This is a genomic window from Halorhabdus salina (assembly GCF_013839425.1).
GTDB lineage: Archaea > Halobacteriota > Halobacteria > Halobacteriales > Haloarculaceae > Halorhabdus > Halorhabdus salina.
The window spans coordinates 201,394-224,821 of sequence record NZ_JACDNP010000004.1 but is presented as its reverse complement, the minus strand read 5'-3'; the positions used below and the strand labels follow the sequence as shown (position 1 = coordinate 224,821).

Annotated in this window: 22 protein-coding genes; 14 read left to right on the top strand and 8 right to left on the bottom strand. The window is 58.4% G+C overall.

Annotated elements, in window-relative coordinates; all coding sequences use genetic code 11:
• Window positions 1–13: 13 nt before the first annotated feature.
• Both HZR20_RS07560 and HZR20_RS14790 read left to right on the top strand, forming a co-directional pair.
• Window positions 14–1,282 carry a DNA cytosine methyltransferase gene (locus tag HZR20_RS07560; protein ID WP_181685976.1) on the top strand — a complete coding sequence of 423 codons (1,269 nt, stop codon included), beginning with the start codon at window positions 14–16 and terminating at the stop codon, window positions 1,280–1,282.
• Window positions 1,283–1,784: 502 nt separating this feature from the next.
• Entirely contained in the window at window positions 1,785–2,048 is a 264-nt protein-coding gene (locus HZR20_RS14790) for a DUF7386 family protein (RefSeq protein ID WP_374057589.1), read from the top strand.
• A 550-nt stretch (window positions 2,049–2,598) separates the two neighbouring features.
• On the opposite strand, the gene HZR20_RS07555 is transcribed toward HZR20_RS14790, so the two are convergent.
• Window positions 2,599–3,372, bottom strand: coding sequence for a hypothetical protein (locus HZR20_RS07555; protein WP_181685975.1), 774 nt, complete (start codon window positions 3,370–3,372; stop codon window positions 2,599–2,601).
• Between the two features lie 1,055 nt (window positions 3,373–4,427).
• Between HZR20_RS07555 and HZR20_RS07550 the strand changes: the two genes are divergently transcribed.
• The gene (locus tag HZR20_RS07550) at window positions 4,428–4,856 is read left to right on the top strand and encodes a DUF6884 domain-containing protein (protein ID WP_181685974.1); all 429 of its coding nucleotides are present in this window, start codon (window positions 4,428–4,430) and stop codon (window positions 4,854–4,856) included.
• A gap of 5 nt (window positions 4,857–4,861) precedes the next feature.
• Here HZR20_RS07550 and HZR20_RS07545 read toward each other — a convergent pair whose 3' ends face one another.
• Window positions 4,862–5,698: an N-glycosylase/DNA lyase gene (locus HZR20_RS07545; protein ID WP_181685973.1), complete on the bottom strand. Its 837-nt coding sequence runs from the start codon at window positions 5,696–5,698 to the stop codon at window positions 4,862–4,864.
• Window positions 5,699–7,066: 1,368 nt separating this feature from the next.
• Between HZR20_RS07545 and HZR20_RS07540 the strand changes: the two genes are divergently transcribed.
• Entirely contained in the window at window positions 7,067–7,270 is a 204-nt protein-coding gene (locus tag HZR20_RS07540; protein WP_181685972.1) for a hypothetical protein, read from the top strand.
• A gap of 2 nt (window positions 7,271–7,272) precedes the next feature.
• On the opposite strand, the gene HZR20_RS07535 is transcribed toward HZR20_RS07540, so the two are convergent.
• The gene (locus tag HZR20_RS07535; RefSeq protein WP_181685971.1) at window positions 7,273–8,547 is read right to left on the bottom strand and encodes a site-specific integrase; all 1,275 of its coding nucleotides are present in this window, start codon (window positions 8,545–8,547) and stop codon (window positions 7,273–7,275) included.
• A 426-nt stretch (window positions 8,548–8,973) separates the two neighbouring features.
• On the opposite strand from HZR20_RS07535, the gene HZR20_RS14520 reads away from it, so the two are divergent.
• From HZR20_RS14520 to HZR20_RS07520, 3 genes are all read left to right on the top strand, one after another.
• Window positions 8,974–9,180 carry a hypothetical protein gene (locus HZR20_RS14520; RefSeq protein ID WP_258560382.1) on the top strand — a complete coding sequence of 69 codons (207 nt, stop codon included), beginning with the start codon at window positions 8,974–8,976 and terminating at the stop codon, window positions 9,178–9,180.
• A 720-nt stretch (window positions 9,181–9,900) separates the two neighbouring features.
• On the top strand, window positions 9,901–10,593 hold the full coding sequence (locus tag HZR20_RS07525; RefSeq protein WP_181685970.1) for a type 1 glutamine amidotransferase domain-containing protein: 693 nt from the start codon (window positions 9,901–9,903) through the stop codon (window positions 10,591–10,593).
• A gap of 24 nt (window positions 10,594–10,617) precedes the next feature.
• The gene (locus HZR20_RS07520) at window positions 10,618–10,872 is read left to right on the top strand and encodes a DUF5518 domain-containing protein (protein WP_181685969.1); all 255 of its coding nucleotides are present in this window, start codon (window positions 10,618–10,620) and stop codon (window positions 10,870–10,872) included.
• A 175-nt stretch (window positions 10,873–11,047) separates the two neighbouring features.
• Here the strand turns inward: HZR20_RS07520 and HZR20_RS07515 are convergent, their stop codons facing one another.
• Together HZR20_RS07515 and HZR20_RS07510 are read right to left on the bottom strand one after the other, a co-directional pair.
• Window positions 11,048–11,578 carry a 50S ribosomal protein L16 gene (locus tag HZR20_RS07515; protein ID WP_181685968.1) on the bottom strand — a complete coding sequence of 177 codons (531 nt, stop codon included), beginning with the start codon at window positions 11,576–11,578 and terminating at the stop codon, window positions 11,048–11,050.
• A gap of 60 nt (window positions 11,579–11,638) precedes the next feature.
• On the bottom strand, window positions 11,639–12,064 hold the full coding sequence (locus HZR20_RS07510) for a hypothetical protein (protein WP_181685967.1): 426 nt from the start codon (window positions 12,062–12,064) through the stop codon (window positions 11,639–11,641).
• 104 nt (window positions 12,065–12,168) lie between these two features.
• Between HZR20_RS07510 and HZR20_RS07505 the strand changes: the two genes are divergently transcribed.
• From HZR20_RS07505 to serA, 4 genes are all read left to right on the top strand, one after another.
• Window positions 12,169–13,011 (top strand): M48 family metalloprotease, encoded by an 843-nt coding sequence (locus HZR20_RS07505; RefSeq protein WP_181685966.1) that lies wholly within the window; start codon window positions 12,169–12,171, stop codon window positions 13,009–13,011.
• Window positions 13,012–13,060: 49 nt separating this feature from the next.
• Window positions 13,061–14,050 (top strand): glutathione S-transferase family protein, encoded by a 990-nt coding sequence (locus HZR20_RS07500; RefSeq protein ID WP_181685965.1) that lies wholly within the window; start codon window positions 13,061–13,063, stop codon window positions 14,048–14,050.
• Window positions 14,051–14,235: 185 nt separating this feature from the next.
• Window positions 14,236–15,543, top strand: a complete 1,308-nt coding sequence (hcp, locus tag HZR20_RS07495; protein WP_220132693.1) for a hydroxylamine reductase — start codon at window positions 14,236–14,238, stop codon at window positions 15,541–15,543.
• A gap of 106 nt (window positions 15,544–15,649) precedes the next feature.
• A complete protein-coding gene (gene serA, locus HZR20_RS07490) occupies window positions 15,650–17,215 on the top strand; it encodes a phosphoglycerate dehydrogenase (protein WP_181685964.1) in 1,566 nt (521 codons plus the stop codon).
• Window positions 17,216–17,243: 28 nt separating this feature from the next.
• Here the strand turns inward: serA and HZR20_RS07485 are convergent, their stop codons facing one another.
• On the bottom strand, window positions 17,244–18,512 hold the full coding sequence (locus HZR20_RS07485) for a M48 family metallopeptidase (RefSeq protein WP_181685963.1): 1,269 nt from the start codon (window positions 18,510–18,512) through the stop codon (window positions 17,244–17,246).
• 190 nt (window positions 18,513–18,702) lie between these two features.
• Between HZR20_RS07485 and HZR20_RS07480 the strand changes: the two genes are divergently transcribed.
• The 3 genes from HZR20_RS07480 to HZR20_RS07470 all read left to right on the top strand — a co-directional run bounded on the left by HZR20_RS07480 (window position 18,703) and on the right by HZR20_RS07470 (window position 20,985).
• Entirely contained in the window at window positions 18,703–19,278 is a 576-nt protein-coding gene (locus HZR20_RS07480) for a J domain-containing protein (RefSeq protein ID WP_181685962.1), read from the top strand.
• A 46-nt stretch (window positions 19,279–19,324) separates the two neighbouring features.
• On the top strand, window positions 19,325–20,017 hold the full coding sequence (locus HZR20_RS07475; RefSeq protein WP_181685961.1) for a phosphoglycolate phosphatase: 693 nt from the start codon (window positions 19,325–19,327) through the stop codon (window positions 20,015–20,017).
• Window positions 20,018–20,343: 326 nt separating this feature from the next.
• Window positions 20,344–20,985, top strand: a complete 642-nt coding sequence (locus HZR20_RS07470) for a bifunctional 4-hydroxy-2-oxoglutarate aldolase/2-dehydro-3-deoxy-phosphogluconate aldolase (protein ID WP_181685960.1) — start codon at window positions 20,344–20,346, stop codon at window positions 20,983–20,985.
• A 113-nt stretch (window positions 20,986–21,098) separates the two neighbouring features.
• Here HZR20_RS07470 and HZR20_RS07465 read toward each other — a convergent pair whose 3' ends face one another.
• Both HZR20_RS07465 and HZR20_RS07460 read right to left on the bottom strand, forming a co-directional pair.
• Window positions 21,099–22,340, bottom strand: coding sequence for a mandelate racemase/muconate lactonizing enzyme family protein (locus HZR20_RS07465; RefSeq protein WP_374057588.1), 1,242 nt, complete (start codon window positions 22,338–22,340; stop codon window positions 21,099–21,101).
• 50 nt (window positions 22,341–22,390) lie between these two features.
• Window positions 22,391–23,377 (bottom strand): PfkB family carbohydrate kinase, encoded by a 987-nt coding sequence (locus HZR20_RS07460; RefSeq protein WP_181685958.1) that lies wholly within the window; start codon window positions 23,375–23,377, stop codon window positions 22,391–22,393.
• Window positions 23,378–23,428: the final 51 nt, after the last annotated feature.

Here is a 23,428-nt window from a genome sequence, read left to right as displayed (position 1 = left end):
ACCTAGATATCGTATGACCGAGACGCCGAAGGCAATTGACCTCTTTTCCGGTGCTGGCGGCCTGTCTACCGGTCTAGAGTGGGCCGGGTTCGATGTTCTCTGGGCCGTAGATAATGACCCAGACGTCGAGGAGACATACTCTGAGAATCACACGGGCGAACTCGATATCGCCGATATTCGCAAACTTGACTCGGAGGACGCTCCCGTCGACCAAGATAACATTGATCTAATTGCTGGTGGTCCTCCCTGTCCGACCTTTTCCCGGATCGGTCGAAGCAAGATTGATTCCCTGGATGGACAGACAGTGGCGACGGATGATCGGCACTATCTGTTTGAGGACTTTTTCAGGTTTGTTCAGTCGATCAAACCCCCTGTATTTCTGATGGAGAATGTTGCGAACATGGAATCTGCCTCGGGTACCCTTCGCGAGAGCATCATTGAGGAAATAAAACGCCAGAGCAAGGAGGCCGGGTATCAGACGACCGTCTACCACTTGGATGCCGCAGATTACGGCGTTCCTCAGCACCGGAACCGCATTTTCTTCATCGGTAACCGGCTCGACCAGCCAAACCCTGATCTCGAGAACCGAGCGACTCACCGGGAACCGGTGAGAGAGACAGAAACCGAGATGACTGTCCGTCGCGATCCCTCTGCCTTCCGTTCCACGCCTCAGGCGACGATGTCTGAGTATGGTGGCGGTGCGCAAGAGGATCCTCGTTCGGGGCGAGAACCCTGGATCACTGTCGGTGAGGCAATTCTTGATCTACCACCTGTAAGCCCGGAGGGTGAAACTCCCCCGAAAACGGCTGATAACTACACTATTCCGCCCGTGACCGAGTATCAGGAATGGGCCCGGAACAGGGACGGTGTCGATGACTGGAGCGAGATTTCGCTTCATAACCATACCTGTCGCGGACACAATATGCTGGATCTCACCATCTACAAACTCCTTGGAGAGGGGGCGGGCTGGAACATCGACGAAATTAGCCAACACCTCCAGCCATACCGAGATGACATATTCCCAGATAAGTACAAGAAACAGAACCCGCGTGAACCTGCGTCCACTATCATCGCACATCTCGAAAAGGATGGTCACATGTTCATCCACCCTCGTGAGGCCAGATCGCTTACTGTCCGTGAGGCTGCGCGACTCCAGTCCTTCCCAGATACCTATCGATTCAAAGCATCACTCGTTAATAACTTCCGGCTCGTGGGAAATGCTGTTCCACCGTTACTTGCTGAAGTAATCGGATGGAGTATCCAGGAAGATCTCTTAGAGTAGCCGGTAGTAGATTTTCAACACGGGGTCAGACGTAGATGTATTCACAATCCTCGATCTATGCACATTCCGGGGAACCAGCGACCCAGAGATGTGCATATATTCTATCGTTGTTGGCCGGGTGAGTCTTATTGAATCGGCCGAGTGATTCGACCACTTATTACCAATCCTGCTTTCAGTTACCCGAGTAGAACGGTATTCGGACAAGCTGCATACATCAGCTTATAAATCAGAGTCGACGACTGAGATTTCTTTTTGATTCGAGAGCAACTGGTTGAGCAAGCGAGCCATTCCGTCTCCCGAGAGTCCCCCCCTCGAAGGTCATCGTGATCTTCGATCTTATCGAGAGTTGGACGGGGAATTGGCCGGCTTCTGGAAAGGCTAAGAAAGGAGCAACGTGGCTACTTGGTGGGGAGACATGTCGCCGATGATCCGGAATCCTCGGTCAATTCTACGCCGTTTTTGGGATAACACTCTAGGATCTCCAACACAAAGAGAGAGTACGATGGGTTCGACAAAGCGAACCACAATTCGGCTGACCGACGAGCGGCAACGATTACTCGAACAGGCTAAAGAGATTGTCTCGGCCGGGCCAACCGATGACCCACCGAACTCTGATGTGATCGATGCCGCTCTGACACACCTGATTGAGTCCCAAAAGAACCTCGATGACGCCCGACAGGAAATGGACCCGACCACCATCAAACAATTCAACACTTCCGTGGTCGGGCTCCGATACCGGACTTCGATCGAAAGCCGGTGGCGGTAGACTTGAATACCCAGAACACTACCCAGCCTAAGAACCGCCCAATTCCTTGGGGATAATCCACGGTCCCTGACTAATAATTGGTTCCCCATTGTTAGTCTCCTCATAGTTCGGGCCCGGAAGCTCGGACCCGCCCACGTATTCCTGAATAGGGGCGTGTCATAGATAGCTCCGCACGGTCCGTTTGTCTGCGTCTTGTCAATTTTCTTTTGCGAGATATAGAGCGCATTTTCAGCATAGTACAGTGGTAAAATGGGTTGGCTGGAATCGATAGTTTGAGGCGTTATATCACATTAGTAACACCCCCTCTTCGGAGAGGAGCACGCAAAACTAGTTAGAGAGTATTGGGATGAATAGTCCCTGTGCCCAGTAATTGAATTTCAGCCACTCTTGGTGATTGCTACAGTACTCCCCACAACTATCTACTGGTGGTCGGGACCCCACTCACAGACCTCTTATCGTTCCGCAGTGTCGGTAACGAGACCGCGAATACAATTTCGACTGCTGGATAAACAATTTGCAGGATGAATTCAAGAGCTAAGAGGCTAGTATCTCAGCGGATTCCCCGTGGAGGGACATCCTCATCGTCATCTTTACTCTCTTCAAATCCGGTGATTCCGCTGTTTTGCTCGCCTAAAACCTTGTCCCGTTGAATACGATATGATTCGACTGTTGCCTTGGCACCCCCCACTACATTATCCTTATCCACTGGATCCACGTTTCTCAGGGATCTGTAGACCCAAGTGCTCGTTCGCTGGTCGGGTGAGTCGATTTCAATTTGCACCCATGGGTCAATTCCGTATTCGTCCTCCATTTTAGTACGTTCAATCTCGTTCTTTGGCGAATTGAATAGGAACGTAATCTTTCGTCGCCTTCCACTTTCTAATGCGTCACTTGCTCCGGCGTCCGTATCGGCTGTTGGATGAGTGAAAGCATCATGAGTGAACGTGCTTGTGTTTCTAACGGGGTCAATTATCTTCATTTGAGCTGTAATGTCGGTTGCCGTAACCTCACCACCATTGAATAAGACGAGTGACGTATTCGTGGTGGGCATAGCCCCTTCATTTTTAAATAGGGTTACATTTACGTCCTCAGGGCGGAGGGCAGCATATTCGAACCTTCCTTCAAAGTAAATCATTGTCGCATAGAACACTGTGGCTGCGACGAGAATTTGCTGATCAAGTCCCGTAGGTGACGATGGAGATGACGATTTGCGCATCGCTATTACGAGTGCAGCAATCAATCCAAGCGTGAATAGTGATTTTATGAGGAAGGTGTGGGACGAGATTTTGCCCACTAACAAGGCGCTTTTGAATTGACGGTACATACGTCGGAGGGTCCCTCGTCGCCATCGCCACCAAGTTGACATTGAGAATTCCGCACCAGCGTCCAGAATGATGGTCCGGTCTTGGTACAAACGATATCCAATACCGAGAATCGACCCAATGGAAAGAAGAGATAGAACCCAGAGAATATTCGATGAAATACCCGAAACGCAAACGATTCCATCAATACAGCCCATTGCCACCAACCCCACTCTCAGAGATGTTAAAAGGTGATGATGGCCGACCGAACTGCCGGAAAAGGTCTATAAGCACCTCTTATCGGCATATGAGAGGAAATCCGTCATCGGTAGCATCAGCCGTCACTGGCGTCTATATCAGGCCCAGACGTGAACGTGCAGAGTCAAGTGCTGGATATACCCCTCTGTATATTGCATCACCTTCTATGACTATATCTATCTAGATATTTCACTACCGGCTTTAGCGTAGTAAATCAGGTGTAATTGGTTCTAAGCTAAATTATAACATCCCAGAATGAGGAAAATTATGAGATGATGACGACAGACCCCCAATCACAAGACACCTGGTCATTTCGAGGTGGTAGACAAATTCTCAAAGAAAAGGGACTACTGAATGAGTTAACTACGATTGCCACTGCGTATCATAAACACGGTGGTGGGAACCAAAATATGGCTGCGCGAGGCGAATTGCTAGATCCGCTGGGTTGGGAGCAGGGAGTCACGGCTACTTTCGAGGTGCCTGATTCGACTGGCACTATTTCCCGACGAGGGAACTTTGACGTGTACAAGGATGGGGTCCTAGTTGAGCATGAGCGCGGGGAACAGATGCGGGCGAATTGGCACCTCATGAAGATGGAAGCTGCGTACCGTGATCCCTCTGGATTTTCGGGTCACGAGGATATCGATGTAGGTGTGTTACTAATCCCCTCGCACGTGAGCTTCCCGACGTTAGAACGAACGAGGAGCGATGTTCGTGCGGTATTATCGAACTATTTTGAATTCTCACTACCGCTCTTTGTCTGGCAATACCCGAGTGAGACCGAATCCGTAGAAACCACTTCCGAAAGAACCAACGATCAATGACTCAGGAAATTGGACTCGTCAGTTGCGTCAAGAGCAAGCGAGACGAATCGACGGTGCCGAAGGATCTCTACACGTCGGCATATTTCGAGAAGATGCGGTCCTACGCCGAGCAACATCATGATGGGTGGTACATCCTCTCGGCGAAACATGGCTTGATAGAGCCTGATGGAGATCCAATCGAGCCCTACGAGCGAACGCTCGCTAACGCGTCAATAGAGGAAAAGCGAGAGTGGGCAGATAACGTCTTCAATGAACTTGACGAGCGGGGGGTTCTGACCGACGGAGTTCGATTAGTCATCCATGCAGGCCGGGATTACTACGGGGAACTGCTCCCACGGCTCGAAGATACCGACGTGACTGTCGAAATCCCGACGGAGGGTATGCGAATCGGCGAGAAACTGTCCTGGTACAACGAGCGGAGTTAGACCTGCTACATTTCCGCCGTCAATTCACGTGCAAGTGGGCTTGCCTCATTATTCGCAAGTCCGACATCCTCAAAGTGCTCGACCAAAGCGTTCCTTGCAGCTCGGGCGTCCGGTTCGTGCTCGCCGATAATCTGGCCTGCTTGCCAAACAATACTGTCGATCCGGAAGATGGAGACGTGTCGACCGAGTTGCTCGCTCGTCGCGTCCATGACCTCATTCCAGACTTGAAGGACTCGCTCGGTGTCGTCGTCGGTGGTAACGCCCGACGTTCTTGAAACCCGTTTGACTTGCAAGTCACATGGAATCGGGATGTCTGGCGGAAACTCCCGATATTCACCGTGTTGGATGAGATGAGCGTTATCGTACACCTTCATCGAAAGAGCGACAGTCTTCGCTGTCATGTCGGTGTTGAGCCCGTCGGCCAGTTCTTTCCAGACGACCTCAGGTGTTGCCTGCTGGTGATTATCGAGGAACCACTCATCGAAATCAGATTCAAACAGACAAAGAAGCCGGTCTCGCTTTTGTTGGTTCAGACGTGCGTTGACATCTGCATCCATGAAATCGCCGAGAATCTCGCGAACGGTTTGTTTGCTCGTCAGAGTATCGTATGTAAGGGCCGTTTGTTCGAATTCGTTCCAAAATCGTTGCGCGTCGCCATTGAGTTGGTAGTCTTGTGTCGTCGCGAGTACGACAAGCAACTGAACATAATCATCTGAATCGAACTCTTCGAACAATTTCTCGATCGTGCCGAACTCGGGCTCGGCTCGATCGAAAGCGACGATTCCATCGTATCCAATTCCAGCTAGAGCTGTAGCCACAGAATCAATTCGGTCGTGATTCATGAGAGATCCCTTCGTTCGTATCAACACCTATGCTGTATTCAAGAATTCGTCTGCTGGGTATCCACTTTGAGAGACGATTGAACGAGCTTCTCGCCTAACTTTCCTATTCCGCGGTCGCTCCTTCTCTGTCCTAATTCGTGACTTGATAAATTTAGCAATCTGATCAACTTCCTCTGCGGTCGCGCATTTTGCTACACTTTCAAGCGTGTGACTATAACCCGAAATAGCAGGTGGAAAGCCTTGCCGACTACCAATGGCTTGGTCATTTGCCTGTCTGATCTCGTGAAGGTGTCCTTTGATTCGTAACTCCATCTCTCGCGTGAGTGCCATTGTAGGCGTTCTTTGGACTGACTATGTGTTTAAATGTAGGCGTGGCAGACCGGAGTTAGGTTATTTTCGGGATTGCTTGAGTTGGCAACCCCGTGAATGCCCGGACGGGGAAAGCGGATGATTGATATGTTATGGCTTAGATCAACGTACTGGATACTCCCATCCAAAATCAGGATGAGAGTATCCCATTGCCAGGGTCCCGGTCAGGGGCACGCTGATTGTCAAATTGGCGTGTTCGGGGCTTTGGTCCATGTAGCCGCCCCCAGCCATTCTTGGTTGGGGGCTTCCACGCCACCACGACCAACATTTCAAATACTTAGTGATTAATGGAAGAGTGGCTACATGGCCAACCCCCGGCCCCCTGCCGGACCTTTTTTACAGATAAATGAAAACATACATATAATTCACCATGATTCCGTGGGAATACCGATCCTGAAACAGGGTTAGAAATATATTGGTGCGGTGTAACAGCCTATTTATCCGAATCAAAGAATTGGTTCACAGGTCACCATAGAACTACCAATCTACCTGATTCCGGGCAATAGGCGGAGAGCTCCCCGGCGATAACATGGCGATATCACGCCTGGAACTCAGGACTAAACGTTGAACGAAACGATGACATGGGGGCCTTGGTACCCTGTCCGGTCCCTCATGGCATCGAACCGTACCGCATGGAGCAACTCGAATTGGGCTCCAAGTGAACGCTAGGTAGCGTGCCAATAAAGCGTTTCTCCTCGCCCTATTTGGTTGCTCTGTGAGCCTTGGCAAGATATCGCCATATCGCCCCAATGCAACCGAACGAAATCAAAAACGAAATCGCATCACTCGTACGACAGCCCCTTTGGCTTTGCAATCGATCCGCTCCAACGATTCCGGGGTGTGGAGCACAATGATTGAGCGACGCCCGTTCCATCGTCTCCGGTTGGTTGAGTGTCCGCTTTGTGGAGCTAACCTCCGTGAAAGTTCACCTGCGCTCCACCTTGCCTCTCATGATCCTGACGACGTTGGGAAATCTATGAAAGAGGAGGAGAGATACTAATGCACGGATATGACGGGGATCCGGAGCAGTTTGTTCAACATAATCAAGAAACGTTCATCCGGATCCTGAAACACAGTGACGACGAGTTCATTCGGGGACTTGTACTATCTGCGCTGATAGAATATGGTTCTGAGCCTCTCCTTGATGACGTTGAGAGGGCGTTACGAAGGGCTAGAGAGACAAATGGTGGTGTCGTAGAGTGAGCTCAGTCGTTTGTGGCTTCAACGAAGGAGCGAGCATCCCGCATGACACTGGGGTTAGAATCGACGAAGTCCATCACTTTTTCCAGCCGCTCGATATCGTCCAGCAGTCCAGGGTTCTCTTGAGCCATGGCGAGCAATTCGGTCCTAGCCTGTCTCTGTTCCGTTTCCAAGTCCTCTACGACGCCTTGTTCCATCGCCTGTCCGCACCAAACACAGAGGGGTTCATCTCTGGGTGTGTCACGCTGACATCGTGGGCAGGAAACCGGAGCGATTCTTTCGTGCTCTTCTTCTTGTACGTCCGCCCCGTGAGCCCGGGCGATCTCTCGATCGTTTGCTTCCCCGAAAACAGCGATATATCGGGAGGCGATATCGGAACCGCGAGTCCATCCGTGGTGCTTCTCAAGATGGGTCTGGTTGACGTTCTGGTTCGCCAAGTAGGACGCACTACTCTTGCGCATCCGGCGAAAAGTAATATCGGTGTGATCGACGCCTGCTCGACGGGCAGGCTTCTTCAGCATCTTGAGTTTCATCTTATACGAGATCTCTTCCGGCGAGTTGAGCTTACTCCAGAGAGGTGCTGTCGGGTCGTTCCCAGCGGGATGGACATTCAGCCATTGACGCATATGAGTGACACTTGGAACGAGGAGCACAGACCGCTCTCCTCGTTTTCCGTCGACAGAAATCTTCATCCCGTGCTTGTGGTCCGAGATGTCTCCGACTCTGAGGGAGCAAAACTCCTCACTTCGAGCACCAGAATCCCACGCAGCTGCGATAGCAGCCTTATCTCGAAGACTGTTTGCACTCTCGATCATCGGCTGGATGTGGTCATTCCACCACAGCATCTTTGCTGGATCTGGTTTCGGGTCATAGTTTCGGGGTGTTCCCGCCGAGAGTCGCTGGATTGGAGCTGGGATATCCTGACCCTCTCCCGCATGCTCGCCGAACATCCGAACTGCGACCCGATAGTCACGCTTCGTCTCTTCATTATCGAAGTTCCGTTTGATCCAGCGACCGACTTCTTTGACAGCTGCTTCATCATCGAAGGTGGTAACAAGCGATACGTCTGGCAACTCGTCACGACTGTACTTCTGAGAATCGCCTGCGAGGACGATACAGTGCTGGAGGAGCTTGATATGCCGCCCATCGGAGTACCGGGCATCGAGAAACTCCATCTCCTTGGAAAAAGTCATGAGAGCGTTCTTATCCTCCTCAGAAATCCGGTTCGAGGTCTGGATCCGCTCTCGAAGTGCATCGATCCTTTCAACCGAATCAGTCATGTTCGAGTAAGGGGTTCTAACACAGGGCATATGAACTGTCGGTCGAAATCTGGGAGGCGGCATTCCACTTTTTGCTTCGTCGGGTAGCCTCGCTACGCTCGGCTACCACTCCTTGCAAAAACTTGGGGAAAAACTGCCGGACGCTCCCTTCAGTCGCGTCCGGTGAAACCGCGACTCCCTGATCATCCAGCTCGGTGGTGACGTCGCATTCCGTTCGTTCGAAATCCCGCAGATCCACCCGGAGCACATCAAGCACGTCGACGGCCACGCCAGGCTTCGCGTTCCAAAGGGAAGGACGTCGAAGGAAGCGGCGGGAAGCCTCGCGACGCCTACCATCCCGAGCAGGTCGAGAGTGAGCGACTCCGCTACGCAAACGTCGAGGATATCGATCGAGACGAACCGATCGTTGATCTGAGCGAGCGCTCCGTGCAGCGGCGGGTCAAGGCGACCGCCGAGCGCGTTGGCGAAGAAACCGGGGACTCCGACTGGCAGAAAGTGTCGAGTCACGATCTCCGGCGCTACTACGCCCAGTCGTTGTTGGTTCGCGAGCGGATGAACCTCCGCGTGGTGTGGAAGTCGGGGGTGGTCGTCGTTCTCGGCGGTGGAACCGTCTCTGAATGCGCTAACAGCTGAAGTAGTGAATCGCGAATTCGAGGGATCGAGATTGGCATAGTGGATTCAAGACGGGCACAACGAGCAGGGGGTAAAAAGGGGCCTGAGAGGGTGCTTCTGATCAGGACGACCGAAGACACCCGGTAGAGCAGGCTCAAGCAGCGCTCAAGCCGGAGCACGACCAGCGGCGAAGCACCCCTTGAGCGGTGGTCGTTCTCGATCGATCTGAAACGAGGGGACAAACCCAATCAGAACAGAAGGCAGGTGAGGGTGGTTTGGCCCTTTTCAGGACCGGGCTCAGTGGTCAGGACCAGCGGCGATATTAGAACGGCGTCTGACTGCGCTCACAGTCACTCTCGCGACGCCCTGGTTACGGTTGTGGGAGGTCGCAAATAACCACCCGACTGGCGAGAACACCACGCAGTCCGAACAGAGTGCGATCTTGGGGGACGGGCTCCCTCGTCGGCGGACGACAGCGTACACCGATTCCTCGCTGTGTGTTCGATGGTGTGTGTTCGAGTATCGATCAATACCGACGGTCGATATCGACGAGAGTGTCGAAATAATCCGATACTCTCTTCGGGCTGACAAGGGCCCATACCACCTAATCGAGGGCACAACGGGGGCAACAATTTGGGCGCTTTGGAGAACTATCTCCTGATTAGATCGATCGATCATGCGCTTCTCGGAGGGTTGCCGTAGCCAATCAGTATTTTACTGTCGGTCCATTACTTCCCATCGATGTCGACTGCACTATTTATTGTCAGTGAACATGGCTATTGGGGCGAAGAATGTATTGAACCGCTAACGACCTTCGACGATGCGGGCGTCGAAATTACTGTCGCGACGCCGTCTGGCGGCCCTGCAGTTTTGGACGAGCGCTCGGTCGATCCCGAAGAGGTCGGCAAGGAAACTGCCGAACGCGTCCGAGAAATCCACGAGAACGACGAGCGACTGAACGATCCGGAACCGCTTGCGGCCCTCGACCCGGCATCGTTCGATGCAATTGTCTTTCCTGGTGGACACGGGGCTGACTGGGACGTCAATCAAGATACGCACGCACGCGCAGCCCTCCGAGAAGCCGTCGAAGGCGACGATGCCAAAGCGCTTGTCGTCTGTCATACGGTCGGGATTTTAGCGTTCACGCGCGACAGCGACGGAGGATATCTCGTCGACGGGCGATCGATAACTGGCTTCCCAAACGAGTGGGAAGCTGGCATTGTCGACGATCACGACCGCATGCCTGACGGCCGGAAACTCCCGTACTGGGTTGAGGACGAGGTCAAAGCCGTTGGCGCCGACTGGGATGCAGAACTCGATTCCGAGACTAGTGTCACTGTCGATGGCGATCTCGTAACTGCGCGTGGACCTGGTTCCTCGGCGGCAGGCGCACGGACGTTCCTCGACGAACTGGGTATTTCATACGACGGATAGGGCGGGCTCGTCGTGACCTCGCTGATGGCGAACGTGTCGGGGACCTATCCCGCGAACGCAGTTTTCGGTAGCGTCGCCACCGCAGTCTTGTCGTTCATTCCGTTCTCGGTAGTCGTCGGAGGCGGACTCGTAGGCTATCTCGAACAGCCCGAGTCAGGTCGATCGGTCAGCGCCGGTGGCGTCGCCGGATTCCTCGCTATGGTGCCCGCCCTGGCGATTCTCACGTTTGGCACCGGTCTGTACAGTGGCTTTGGAGCGATTGGAGAAGAGAGGGTGTGAATCGTCGTCGTCACTGCGATGGTCCGTGCGCTGCTGTTCGTCGCTGCCTATGGTGCCACACTTGGTGGGCTGGGTGGCTTCGCGGGCGGTGGGATCGCCGACTAGACATGAGGAACGACGCCGACAAGACTAGGCCGTCAAAAACCGACGACGACAAAAGCAGGGATATCTGGAGTTAGGCGACCAGCAACTCTTCGCCACGCTCGACGTTGATTCGGCAGGGCGGCGTGATCTTGTTGTAGGCGCGACGGAACGCTTCCTTGACGGCGTCGGCCTGATCAACGTCACAGTAGGCCGTGAACAGCTGCTCGCCCTTCTGGACGCGGGCAGCCGTGCCGACGATCTTGCCGAAGGACTGGCGCATCCCGTCCGAGACACGGTCGGCACCCGCGCCGGTCGCCTGCTTGTTCTCCCGGATGACTTGGTGGGGGAACTTCCGAAGGACCATCTTGTAGTTGCCCTCGCCGAGTTCCTTGATCAGGTGGCGGTTGGCCGAGAGGCGCGAGGCCTCCATCGAGCCGTGACGGAGCTGGACAGTCTCTCCGACGATCAGGGAGATCTGGACCGGATAGTCTTCTGATTCGGTGTCAGCGTCGCCCATCTGGTGCTGTGCAATCTTCGAACCGGGGATGCCGGTGATGTATTCGCGCCGGGTGTACGACGGCTTGTCGATGTCCCGGTACATCGAGGCAGGTTTCTCGGACATATGTTCTCTTGACCGAAAAGAGGGAAAGCGTTCAAATAAGGGCTTCGAAGCGGGCCGCCCTCATCGTGGGAGGCCGATACGCTGCCGACGGCGATAGAGATAGTACACGCTCACGAACGGGATTGTAAGCAGGAACAGCGAACAGAACAGGAGCACGGTGAGATACCAGTCCGAGGGGGACCACTCCAGGTCGTTCCGGCGCTGGATGAACCGCATGTCGGCGTACAGCCCTATAAAGAAGCCGCCGATCGAGAGGACCATGACAATCGTCGCGATCATGGTGATCGCAGTGAGCGAGACAGCCACCGCGACCACGGTGAGCGCAATAGCGACGACGAACCCGATGGATCCGCCGGCGACAGCAAGCCACCAGCCCGACACATCGTCGACCGCCGCCCCGGACAACGACACTTTCGACTGGCAATCCCGGCAGAACGTCCCGCCGGACGGGATCGGTTCCCGGCACCTGAAGCAGGCGTTCTGCATAAGTATCCCGATCCACTTGCCAGGTATTAAATCCACTCATTGAATTGGAGCTACCGCGAAACAGTCCGAAAAGAAATAAGTAGTGTTCAGTAGTGCGCCCGAGTATGAACGACCGTGGACTCGTGGTACGAATGGCGTTCGTGAGCACCGTGCTGTTCGGCTTCTATCTGTTGTTGGCCTGGATCGGACTGTCCGCCGGTCTGGGACTGCCAGTCATCATCGCCGGACTCGGCGTCTTCATCGGAATCCAGTACGTCGTCGGCAAGTGGAGCGTACTCTACCAAGTCGGCGCAAAGCCCTTGCCCAGAGACGAGTTCGCTGCGTTCCACGCGGAGTACGAGCGGATCAGCGAGGAGATGGGGTTCGACGAGCCGCCGCGATTGCTCGTCGCGGAGATGGACGCGCCAAATGCCTTCGCTGTCGGCCGAAAAGGGAACGGCACGGTCGTCGTCTCGCCAGCGTTGCTCGAACTGCTTGACTTCGACGAGGCGATCGGTGTCGTGGCACACGAACTGGCCCACCTGAAGAACCGGGATTCGGTGATAATGGTCGTCGGCGAGAGCATCTCTTCGATCGTCGGCTGGGGGGTGTTCCTCTTGGGAGCCCTCAGTGACAGCCTCATCGTGAGTATCTTCGCATGGATCCTGGGAACGATAGCAAAGCTCTTCGTGATGATCTTCGTGCTCGCACTCTCCCGATACCGGGAATTTGCCGCCGATCGGGACGCCGCCCGGACGACTGGCGAAGCCCAACCGCTTGCCGAGGCACTGCGAAAGATCGATACTCATATTGCGGAACACCCGCCCGAAAACGCGACCGCCGCTCACGTCAGTGCGCTTTGTATCGCGCCACAGGATCGCGGCCTCCTCGCTACCCTCTTCTCGACGCACCCCTCGACGGACCGGCGGGTTGAACAGCTCGAATCCCTCTCGGTATCAAGCCAGTAACACCGATGTCACTGCCGCGTTTTTGAGGCTGGCATCCCTGGATATGGGTATGAACATGCTCGTCGACGGCGAGTGGCGCACTGACGCCTACCAGACGACCAACGAGGACGGCGCATTCGAGCGCCAAACAACGAACTTTCGTGATCGAATCGCGGCTGATCCCGACGCCCGCTTTCCGCCCGAGGCCGGCCGGTACCATCTCTACGTTTGCCGGGCCTGCCCGTGGGCACACCGGACGCTCATCATGCGGACACTGAAAGGCCTCGAAGATGCGATCACCGTCGACTACGTCGATCCCTACCGTGGTGACGATGGCTGGCAGTTCACCCCCGAGAAAGACGGCTGTACGACCGACACCGTCAACGGTGCTGACTACCTTCGAGAGGTCTATGTGGAAGCCGATCCCGACATGACGGGTCGCGTGACGGTACCGGTCCTCTGGGACAAACAGGAAGACACCATTGTCAACAACGAGTCCGCCGAAATCATGCGCATGCTCGATACCGAGTTCGACGACGTGGCCGAGAACGACGTGGACCTCTACCCGGAGGGGTACCGCGAGGAAATCGATCGGATCATCGAGAAGATCTACGAACCGATCAACAACGGCGTCTACAAAGCCGGGTTCGCCGATTCTCAGGAGGCCTACGACGCGGCCGTCGCGGAACTGTTCGACGCGCTCGATCATTGGGACTCCGTGCTTGCCGAGCAGCGCTATCTCGCGGGTGATCGCCTGACAGAGGCCGATATCGCGATGTTCACCACCCTCGTCCGCTTCGACGAAGTCTATCACACCCACTTCATGTGCAACCACAGGCTCATCCGGGAGTACGACCACCTCTGGCCGTACCTGCGGGATATTTACCAGACTGGACATATTTCCGAGACGGTCAACATGGATCACATCACGGAACACTACTACACGACCCATCCCGATGTGAGTCCCAAGCGAATCGTCCCGAAAGGGCCAGATCCGGACTTTTCCGCACTCCACGGCCGCGACGACCTGCCCGGCGGACCACCCGCCGACATCGCCTGACCCACAGAAATAGCATTATTTTACATAATCATTCATAGTTCTGTACGTTCGGATCTGTTCGAGCGAGGAAATTCGACGTTCGAATACCATATATAAAAACGTCGAGCGAACACGTTCGATCGCGTTCCCGGGAGACGGGGAGGCGGTGGACGAGGTTTATGAGAGGGGTCCGGACGGTGACCTGTATGATGGACTGCCTGCAGTGTGAGCAAACGCTCGACGGTGGCTGTACCGTCCAGGGCGTCTGTGGCAAGGACCCGAACTTAGACAGTTTACAGGAGACGATGATCCTGGGCGCGAAAGGCGTCTCCGCCTACGCTCACCACGCCCGCGAGATGGGGTACGTCGACGAAGGGGTCGATGCGACCGTCCACGAGACGCTGTTTCACACGCTGACGAACGTCAACTTCGACATGGACGAAACGATCGGGCAGGCCCTGGATCTGGGGTCGGCCGCGATCGACGCCATGGAACTGCTCGATCAGGCCCACGTCGACACACTGGGCAAACCCGAACCGGCCGAAGTCCCCGAAAACCAGGTGGATGGCAAGTCGATCGTCGTCACCGGGCACGACCTCTACGCGCTGAAGGAACTGCTCGAACAGACCGAGGGCGAGGGCATCAACGTCTACACGCACTCGGAGATGCTGCCCGCTCACGGCTATCCCGAACTCGCAAAATACGACCACCTCAAGGGTAACGTCGGCGAGGCGTGGTTCGACCAGCGCGATCTCTTCGAGCAGTTCCCCGGCGCGATCGTCGGGACCTCGAACTGTCTGATGCCGCCGGTCGACGACTACGCCGACCGGTTCTACACGACGACCGTCGCCGGCCTAGAGGGCGCGACCCACATCGAGGACGGCGACTTTGCGCCGGTCATCGAGCACGCTAAGGAACTGCCCGCGCCTGCTGAAGATGAATGGAACAGCGACGGGACGCTCTCGACGGGGTTCTACCACGAGACCGTCCTCGACATCGCGCCGCAGATCGTCGAGGCCGTCGAGAACGGCGACCTCCGGCATTTCTTCGTCATCGCGGGCTGTGACGCCCCGACAGACGGCCGAGAATACTACCGTGAACTCGCGAAGTCGGTGCCCGATGACTGCGTCGTCCTGACCACGGGCTGTGGCAAGTTCCGCTTCAACGACCTCGAATACGGGACCGTCCCCGGCACGGACATCCCCCGGTTCATCGACCTGGGCCAGTGTAACAACTCCATTTCGACAGTCAAGATCGCCCAGGCGCTGGCCGAAGCCTTCGACTGTGGCGTCAACGATCTGCCCGTAAGCATCGTTCTCTCGTGGTTCGAGCAGAAGGCCGTCGCGGTCCTGCTTGGCCTGTTCGACCTGGGCATTCAGGACGTTCGCGTCGGTCCGACGATCCCCGAGTGGCTCACCGACGACGTGGTCGAACTCCTCAACGACGAATTCGGCCTGCAGCCGATCGGCAACCCCGAAGACGATCTCGCCGAAATGCTCGGCGAACCGGTCTGAAGAGCCCGAAGTACCGTTCAGTGAACGCTTGTTTTCTCGGCGGATCGGACCCGCGCGTCGCGCCGAACTCTAAAAGGTTAATGTGGTGGGGGAATTCCCTCCGGGCATGAAGGTACTGGTCACGGACCCGATCGACGACGCGGGGCTGGCACGCCTCCGGAGCGCCGGTCTCGACATCGTCGAGGACGTCGACATCGATACCGAGGGCGTCCTCGAGATCGTCGAAGACATCGACGCAATGTTGATCCGCGGGACGGAGATTACCCGCGAAGTCTTCGAGAACGCACCCAACCTCAAGGTCGTCTCGCGGGCGGGGATCGGCGTCGACAACATCGACATCCCGGCGGCGACCGACCACGGCGTCATCGTTGCCAACGCCCCCCGCGGGAACGTCTATGCGGCCGCCGAGCACACGATCGGCCTGGCATTCAACGCCGGAAAGCACATTCCGCAGGGCCACATGCAGGTCCAGGCCGGCGGCTGGAACGGCGAGGACTTCGAGGGGCTGGAACTCGGTGGGATGACTGCCGGGATCGTCGGCCTCGGTCGCCTGGGCCAGGAAGTCGCCTGGCGCTTTGACAACCTCGGGATGGATCTGCTGGCCTACGACCCCTACCTCGGGGAGGCCCGCGCCCGCCAGATGGGGATCGAACTCGTCGACCTCGACGAATTGCTCGAACGTGTCGACCTCCTCTCGGTACAGGCTCGCCTGACCGACGAGACGCGGGGCCTGATCGGTCCCGAGGAGATCAAGCGCTTCGGTGGCGATCTGGTCGTGTTGAGTTCCCGAGGCGGCATCATCGACGAGCAGGCACTCGCCGACGCCGTCGAGAGCGGCGATATCGAGGCCGCCGGCGTCGACGTCTTCTCGACCGAGCCGCCGGCCGATGACAACCCGCTACTCGCGGCCGACGACGTTGTCGTCACGCCCCACCTGGGTGCCAAGACCTACAACGCACAGGTCAATGTCGCCGTCACCGCCGCAAACAGTATCATCTCCGGCTTGGAGGGTGAGGAAGTCCAGAACGCACTGAATATCCCCTCGACGGAAGCGAGTTCAGATCCCGAAACGCGAGCCTACGTCGATGTTGCCGAGACGGCCAGCAAGCTCGCGCTTCGACTGTTCGACGGCCGCGTCCAGTCAATCGAGATCGAGTACGCCGGCGAGTTGGCCGACGAGGAGGTCGACCTGATCACGGCAGCCGTGTTCAATCCCTTCGGCTGGCAGGATGTCGTCGTCGACGCGCCGACACGGATCGCCGAGCAGCGCGGGATTCAGGTCGTCGAGAGTCGCCGCCGCGAGACCGAAGACTACCAGAACCTGGTGTCGATCACCGTCTGTGACGGCGAGCAGGAACTGAGCGTCAGCGGCACGCTGTTTGGCGACAACGAGCCCCGGATCGTCGAAATCGATGGGTTCCGGGTCGATGCGATCCCGCACGGGACGATGCTCGTCTCGTATAACAACGACGAACCGGGCGTGATCGGCTCGCTCGGGTCGATTCTCGGCGAGTACGACATCAATATCGCCGGGATGGCCAACGCCCGCGAGGCCATCGACGGCGAGGCAATGTCCGTCTACAACCTCGACGACCCCGTCAGCGATGCGGTCGTCGACACCATGGAGGCCGACGATCGAGTCACTGACGTCGAAGTCGTCGAGTTGAGCTAGCCCGATCGTCGGCGTTGGGCGTGCTGGATCAGGCCGAGTCTGTCTCTTCGTTTTCGCCCGCTGTCTCCCGAATGTGTTTGATTCGGTCCGGGATCGGCGGATGGTCGTAGTGGAAGGTCGCGTACCAGGGGTGTGGGAAGGGGTTCGAGAGGTTCTCGCTGGTCAGTCCGGCCAGAGCCTCGACCATGGGCTCGGCGTCCATGATCTCGACAGCGAAGGCGTCGGCTTCCCGCTCGTGGGCCAGGGACAGTCGGTTCGTCAGCGGCGAGGACAGTCGAGCGACTGGTTCGAGCCAGAGCACGGCCAGTCCCAGTCCGGCGTAGATCGGCTGTCCCGCAACCCCGAACATATCGTACAGCCAGGGAGCCTCGACCAGGAGCGAGGCGGCGAACAGTAATGCCCCGATCTGGACGGTCCCGGCGGCCAGCTGTTTCCAGATGTGCCCCCGCTGATAGTGGGCGAGTTCGTGGGCCAGTACCGCCTGCAGTGACGGCGTCGAGAGCTGGTCAATGAGTGTGTCGAACAGGACCACACGCTTCGTCCGGCCGAACCCGATGAAGTAGGCGTTGGAGTGACTCGACCGGCGGCTGGCGTCCATCTCGTACAGTTGCGAGCAGGCGAACCCGGCGCGGTCGAACACCTCGCTCACGGCGTCTGCGAGGTCGCCCCCCTCGATCGGGTCGAAGTCGTTGAACAGCGGTGCGATGACGCGCGGGTACAGTACCTGCATCAGAAGTGTGAACCCGACGAAGAGTAGCCAGGCAGCCACCCACCACAGGCCACCGATGGCATCGATGGCCGCAAACAGCACTGCCGCGAGCACCCCACCGATGGCGACCATCACGACCAGCGAGACGACCAGATCACGGAGCCATAGACCCAGCGTCTGCTGGTTGAAGCCGAACTGCTCTTCGACGACGAAGGTGTCGACGATGTCGAAGGGGAGTGCGATCGCCTGGAGGGCGACAACGGCCCCGAGGACGAAGACAGTCCCGCGAACGACGAGGGGCCACCCAGTCGCTTCCAGGGCCGCGACGGCGTCGGCGTACACCCCCGAGTACAGCACGAGGAAGACGACGAGCAGCGTTACCCACGTCTGGAGCTGTCCCAGTCCCGTGCTGAGTCGGTTATAGTCCAGTAGCTTCCGTGGGTCTTCGATATCGAGTCGGTCCTCCACCCATTCGGTTTCCTCGCCGACAGTCTGCTCGGCGTGTCGCAGGTTTAGTGTGGTGAGCGCGGTGAAAAACGTCTCGGTCCCGACCATCAAGGCAACAAAGACGAGATGATAGACGAGCATGGCTATCGGTTGGGCACGGAGACCAAAAAGGATCGTGCAGCCGGCTCAGCGCTACCGGGTAAGGCGATTTGCGCCGAAGACGATCGCGGAATCGGCAGGCAAGCAGTTGATCACGGCCGGGGAACGCTTGCACTGACTGCAGGGGCGATCGGGGCGGGAGGCTTACGGGAGTACCACCACAAGTGAGGATGTGCATCGATCGCGGTTGCTCGTGGGGCTGGCCGCCGCCTTCGCGTTCATGACCATCGCCCTAGCCGTAGCTGGCATCCTGTACAATCTCGCGATTCTCGCGCCGGCGGCGCTGTTCGGGACCGTGACGTACATCCTGTGGGCCCACGGAACCGGACGGCTCGCGGCTCGTATCTACCGCGGCGTCGAAGGCCGGGCCGCGGTCAACGGCGGGCGCGCTGGGTTCCGACAGCCAGGGGATCGTTCGGACGGCCGCGATCGGGCAAGTGCTGAGCACACGCGTCGACGGGCAACCAACGGCGGTGGCCGCCGAACCGCTTCTCGGAGTGCGGATCGCCGGGAAGCCGGTGGCGGCGCCAGTCGCTTCCGTGAGACGCCTGGCCCAGAGCCGGGGACCGGACCGTCGATGGCCCCCAGCGACGCCCGCGACATACTCGCCGTCGCTTCGAACGCTGATCAGGCGACGATCCGGGCGGCCTACCGTGACCGCGTCAAGGCGGTCCACCCGGATGCGGACGACGGGGACACCGATCAGTTCAAACGCGTCCAGGAGGCCTACGAGACGCTCAAAGAGTGACGGCGAAAACGCAACCGGCATGCCGGCCACCCGCGTTCGTGGATGTATGTCCGCCGCCTCGGTGCCGCTGGTGACAGACATCGACGGGACGTTGACGAACGACGAGATGATCCTCGATCCCCGCGTCGGGACGGCATTGCGGGCCTGGAACGGACCAGTCGTCCTCGCCACGGGGAAGGTCCTCCCCTTTCCGATTGCGCTCTGTAACTATCTGGGACTGCAACGCAACGTTATCGCCGAGAACGGCGGCGTCTCATTCGTCGAGAGCGACGACGAGGTTCGCCTTCACGGCGACCGGAAGGCGGCCCAGAAAGTCGCCGACGCCTACGTCGAGGCGGGCTACGATCTCGGGTGGGGAACGGCCGATCTGGTCAACCGCTGGCGGGAGACGGAAATCGCCCTCGCCCACGACGTTCCCGTCGAACCACTCGAAGCGATCGCCGCCGAATACGGGCTCGAAGTCGTCGATACCCAGTATGCCTATCACGTCAAGGCGCCAGACATGAGCAAAGGCAACGCACTCCAGTCGATCGCGCCGAGACTCGGCTCCGACACCGACGACTTCGTGGCGATCGGTGACTCCCAAAACGATGTCTCGACGTTCGAGCGAGCGGGGACCGCAATCGCCGTCGCGAACGCTGACGAGGCGGCGATCGAAGCCGCCGATCACGTCACTGACGCGGCCTTCGCCGACGGCTTTCTCGATGCCCTCGATCGTGTCGACGCCGGCAAGTGGTAGTCATCCGTCTTTGCTTGGCGGCCATTCGGACACGCTGCCCGCCTGTGTTCCCGGAGACCGGGGTTGTGCCGTCGCGACGATCGTCCGGCAGTTGCTCGACACTGGGAGAACCCGAAGTGCCGTCTGAGACACCATGACGACGGACGCTCGTTCTACACCGCACTCGGGCACACGCACAGATCTTTCGAAGGTGACCTTGCACTACTCGCGTCGGGTGTTCGGTAGGCCGCTCGCGCGTAGATGGGACGACGACTGTCGCTCGTCAGTGTTTCGACCGCTCCCGGTCGTCGGGACCCTTATATCCGCACCTCCCGACAGTCAGGCGCATGACCGAGACGCACGAGCGATTGCTCGACAGCGATGTCGTCGCCGTTCTCCGTGATATCGACGCCGACGCCATGCTCGATACCGTCCGGGCGCTCCGTGCGGGCGGCGTGACGGCCTTCGAGGTGACCGTCGACGCGCGAGATGCAACAGCTCTCGTCTCCGCTGTCGCTGACGAATTCGACGACGAGGTTGCTGTCGTCGGTGCCGGAACGGTCTTGGACGCCCCCGCCGCCCAGGCGGCCATCGACGCCGGGGCCGAGTTCGTCGTCGGGCCGACCCTCGAACCGGAGGTGATCGAGACGGCCAACCGCTACGACGTGGCGGTCGCACCGGGCGTGATGACCCCGACCGAAGCACTCCGTGCCGCCGAGGCCGGGGCCGACCTCATCAAGGTCTTCCCTGCCTCGACGGTCGGCCCAGACCATCTGCGGGCTATCCAGGGGCCGCTGGGCGACCTACCGCTGATGCCGACTGGCGGAATCGACAGCGACAACGTCGCCGCCTTCTTCGACGCCGGAGCGACCGTGGTGGGTGCGGGTAGCGCACTGATCGATTACGAGGCAATCAAGCGAGACGACTTCGCGACCGTTGAACAGCGGGCAACGGCGTTCGTCGATGCCGTCGAACGCGCACGTGAGTGAGCCGGGGGGAAACGTCTCTCCCGTGGTGGGGCGAAGACACCATCGACGCCCTAATCTCAATGTTCTTACGGAACTGCGAGGAGAAAGCCTCGCGCTTCAGCGCGGGGTGGATGTCAAGCCGGATCGAATACTGTCTCGCCGTCGACCATATGCTCGGCGACGACGTCCATGTCGAGCGTCAGCCCCAGGCCCGGCTTCTCGGGGATTGCCATCGATCCATCCTCGATGAGGCCGTCCTCTTCGACCAGATCTTCCCACCAGCCGAGTTCGTAGGAGTGGTATTCGACCGCGAGGGCGTTGGGGATGGCCGCGCCGACCTGTGCAGAGGCCATCGTCCCGATCGGTGAGGCGACGTTGTGCATCGCGACCGGGATGTAATAGAGATCGGCCAGATCGGCGATCTTCCGCCCCTCGCGCATTCCGCCGACTTTCGGGACGTCCGGGGCGATGATGTCGACGGCCTGTTCTTCCAGGAGTCGGCGCTGGCCGTGCTTGCGGTAGACGTTCTCGCCGACCGCGATCGGTGTTGCCGTCGACTGCGTGACTTCGCGCTGAACGTCGTGGTTCTCCGGCGGGACCGGATCTTCGAGCCACCAGATATCGTACGGTTCGACGGCCTCGGACAGGCGCTTGGCGCTCCCGCCGGTGTACGTCCAGTGGCAGTCGAAGGCGACATCGGCTCGGTCGCCGACACGCTCGGTCGTCGCCCGGACGATCTCTGCTTTGTGGTCGATCTCGGGTTCGGTCAGGTGGCGGTTGGCGTGATCTTTCTCATGACCGCTTGGTACGTCTAGATCGAACTTGATCGCGTCGTAGCCCAGCTCGGAGACGACGCGGTCGGCTTCGGCGGCACAGGCCTGCGGATCCGCTTCATCTTCGGTGTGAAGGTCACAGTAGACTCGCACCTCGTCGCGGTATTTGCCACCGAGCAACTGGTAGGCGGGCACGTCCAGTATCTTGCCCGCGAGATCGTTCAGCGCGATCTCGATGCCCGAGATGGCGTGGATCGTCGTCCCGCCGATCGAGCCCTCGCCGGACATCTTCTGGACGAGGTGTTCGTAGAGTCGATCGACGTCGAGCGGGTTCTCGCCGACGAGGAACGGTTGCATCCGATCGATGAGTTCCGGGACGGCGCCACCCCAGTACGCCTCGCCCGTCCCAACGACGCCCGCGTCGGTATAGATCCGCACGAGTGTCCAGGGATAGGTCCCCTCGACCAGCGTCGTCTGAACGTCCGTGATCTCGACGTCGCGACCGCCACCGCGTTCGGCCGTGACGCCCATTGTCTCCGCCGAGAGGTCCCGCATCGTGTATTCTGCGTTCGGATCGCTGAGACGGGTGTAGTCTACAGGCACGCCCGGCATGTCGGGGGCCAGCGGGTATAGCTTTCCGGCCTCGCTGGCCCTCAACGCGAAATCGTTGTCGTGTCCCCCTCGAGGATCGATTCGACGGATTCCCGGCGCACGACGGCCATATCACCCGCGATCGTTCGTTTCAGTGCTGCGGTTGCCGCGCCCCACTCCAGGGCCGTCGTGAGGTCCTCGTCGTCGAGCCACGCCGCCAGGAAGCCACCGACGAAGGCATCGCCCGTCCCGACCGCGTCGGCGGTTTCGGTCTCGATGACGGGCTGGGCCACCGTCTGCTCGCCGTCGAACGCCAGCGCGCCTTTCTCTTCCCGCGTCAGCACGACCAGTTCGTGATCGCCACTCGCGAAGAGGTCCCTGGCGACATCCTCGGCCTCTCCGTCGTAGCCCAGCACGTTCTCGGCGTCCCGCTGGGCCACGAACAGCACGTCGACGAGTGGCCGCAGGGTTTCGATCGTCTCGGCGGCCGCCATCGACTCCCAGAGATTCGATCGGTAGTTCACGTCGAAGACGGTCGTCGCGCCGCTATTGGCCGCGAGGTCGAGAATCTCCCGGGACGTATTCGCCAGCGTCGCCGAGAGTGCCGGTGTGATTCCGGTAACGTGGACGGCGTCCGCAGCGGTGAATGGCTCGGTCGGGATCTCCTCGAACGTTGCGGTCGTGATCGCCGAGTCCGCCCGATCGTAGACGACCGTCGACCCACGGGGCTGGCCGCCGCGTTCGAGGTAGTAGGTGCCCACGCGACCCTGACCACTCCAGGCGACGGCGGTGTCGACCCCGTGGGTGCGATAGGCCGTCGTCACTTTCTCCCCGAGTGGTGTCTGCGGGAGTTTCGTCACGTAGGTTGCATCGAGTCCCAGCCGCTTTGCTGCTACTGCCACATTCCCTTCCGCCCCGCCGATGTGGACGTCGAAAGCATCGGTGGTCTCGATCGGTTTGTCGATCGGCGTCGACAGCCTGAGCAGCGATTCACCGAACGTACTGAGATGTGGCGGAGTCACGTTCGACGTTGTGCTGAGCGTGTGCATAAATCAGGGGGCCAGCGGCTCACGCTTAACGGACACTCTCCTGTCTGTATA

Coding starts and splice junctions, on each gene's coding strand:
- HZR20_RS07475 (WP_181685961.1), top strand. CDS start 19,325: ATGTCCGCCGCCTCGGTGCCGCTGGTGACAGACATCGACGGGACGTTG.
- HZR20_RS07505 (WP_181685966.1), top strand. CDS start 12,169: ATGAACGACCGTGGACTCGTGGTACGAATGGCGTTCGTGAGCACCGTG.
- HZR20_RS07510 (WP_181685967.1), bottom strand. CDS start 12,064: ATGCAGAACGCCTGCTTCAGGTGCCGGGAACCGATCCCGTCCGGCGGG.
- HZR20_RS14790 (WP_374057589.1), top strand. CDS start 1,785: ATGGGTTCGACAAAGCGAACCACAATTCGGCTGACCGACGAGCGGCAA.
- HZR20_RS07525 (WP_181685970.1), top strand. CDS start 9,901: ATGTCGACTGCACTATTTATTGTCAGTGAACATGGCTATTGGGGCGAA.
- HZR20_RS07540 (WP_181685972.1), top strand. CDS start 7,067: ATGCACGGATATGACGGGGATCCGGAGCAGTTTGTTCAACATAATCAA.
- hcp (WP_220132693.1), top strand. CDS start 14,236: ATGATGGACTGCCTGCAGTGTGAGCAAACGCTCGACGGTGGCTGTACC.
- HZR20_RS07460 (WP_181685958.1), bottom strand. CDS start 23,377: ATGCACACGCTCAGCACAACGTCGAACGTGACTCCGCCACATCTCAGT.
- HZR20_RS07520 (WP_181685969.1), top strand. CDS start 10,618: ATGGCGAACGTGTCGGGGACCTATCCCGCGAACGCAGTTTTCGGTAGC.
- HZR20_RS07545 (WP_181685973.1), bottom strand. CDS start 5,698: ATGAATCACGACCGAATTGATTCTGTGGCTACAGCTCTAGCTGGAATT.
- HZR20_RS07515 (WP_181685968.1), bottom strand. CDS start 11,578: ATGTCCGAGAAACCTGCCTCGATGTACCGGGACATCGACAAGCCGTCG.
- HZR20_RS07485 (WP_181685963.1), bottom strand. CDS start 18,512: ATGCTCGTCTATCATCTCGTCTTTGTTGCCTTGATGGTCGGGACCGAG.
- serA (WP_181685964.1), top strand. CDS start 15,650: ATGAAGGTACTGGTCACGGACCCGATCGACGACGCGGGGCTGGCACGC.
- HZR20_RS07560 (WP_181685976.1), top strand. CDS start 14: ATGACCGAGACGCCGAAGGCAATTGACCTCTTTTCCGGTGCTGGCGGC.
- HZR20_RS07535 (WP_181685971.1), bottom strand. CDS start 8,547: ATGACTGATTCGGTTGAAAGGATCGATGCACTTCGAGAGCGGATCCAG.
- HZR20_RS07500 (WP_181685965.1), top strand. CDS start 13,061: ATGAACATGCTCGTCGACGGCGAGTGGCGCACTGACGCCTACCAGACG.
- HZR20_RS07555 (WP_181685975.1), bottom strand. CDS start 3,372: ATGTACCGTCAATTCAAAAGCGCCTTGTTAGTGGGCAAAATCTCGTCC.
- HZR20_RS07550 (WP_181685974.1), top strand. CDS start 4,428: ATGACTCAGGAAATTGGACTCGTCAGTTGCGTCAAGAGCAAGCGAGAC.
- HZR20_RS07470 (WP_181685960.1), top strand. CDS start 20,344: ATGACCGAGACGCACGAGCGATTGCTCGACAGCGATGTCGTCGCCGTT.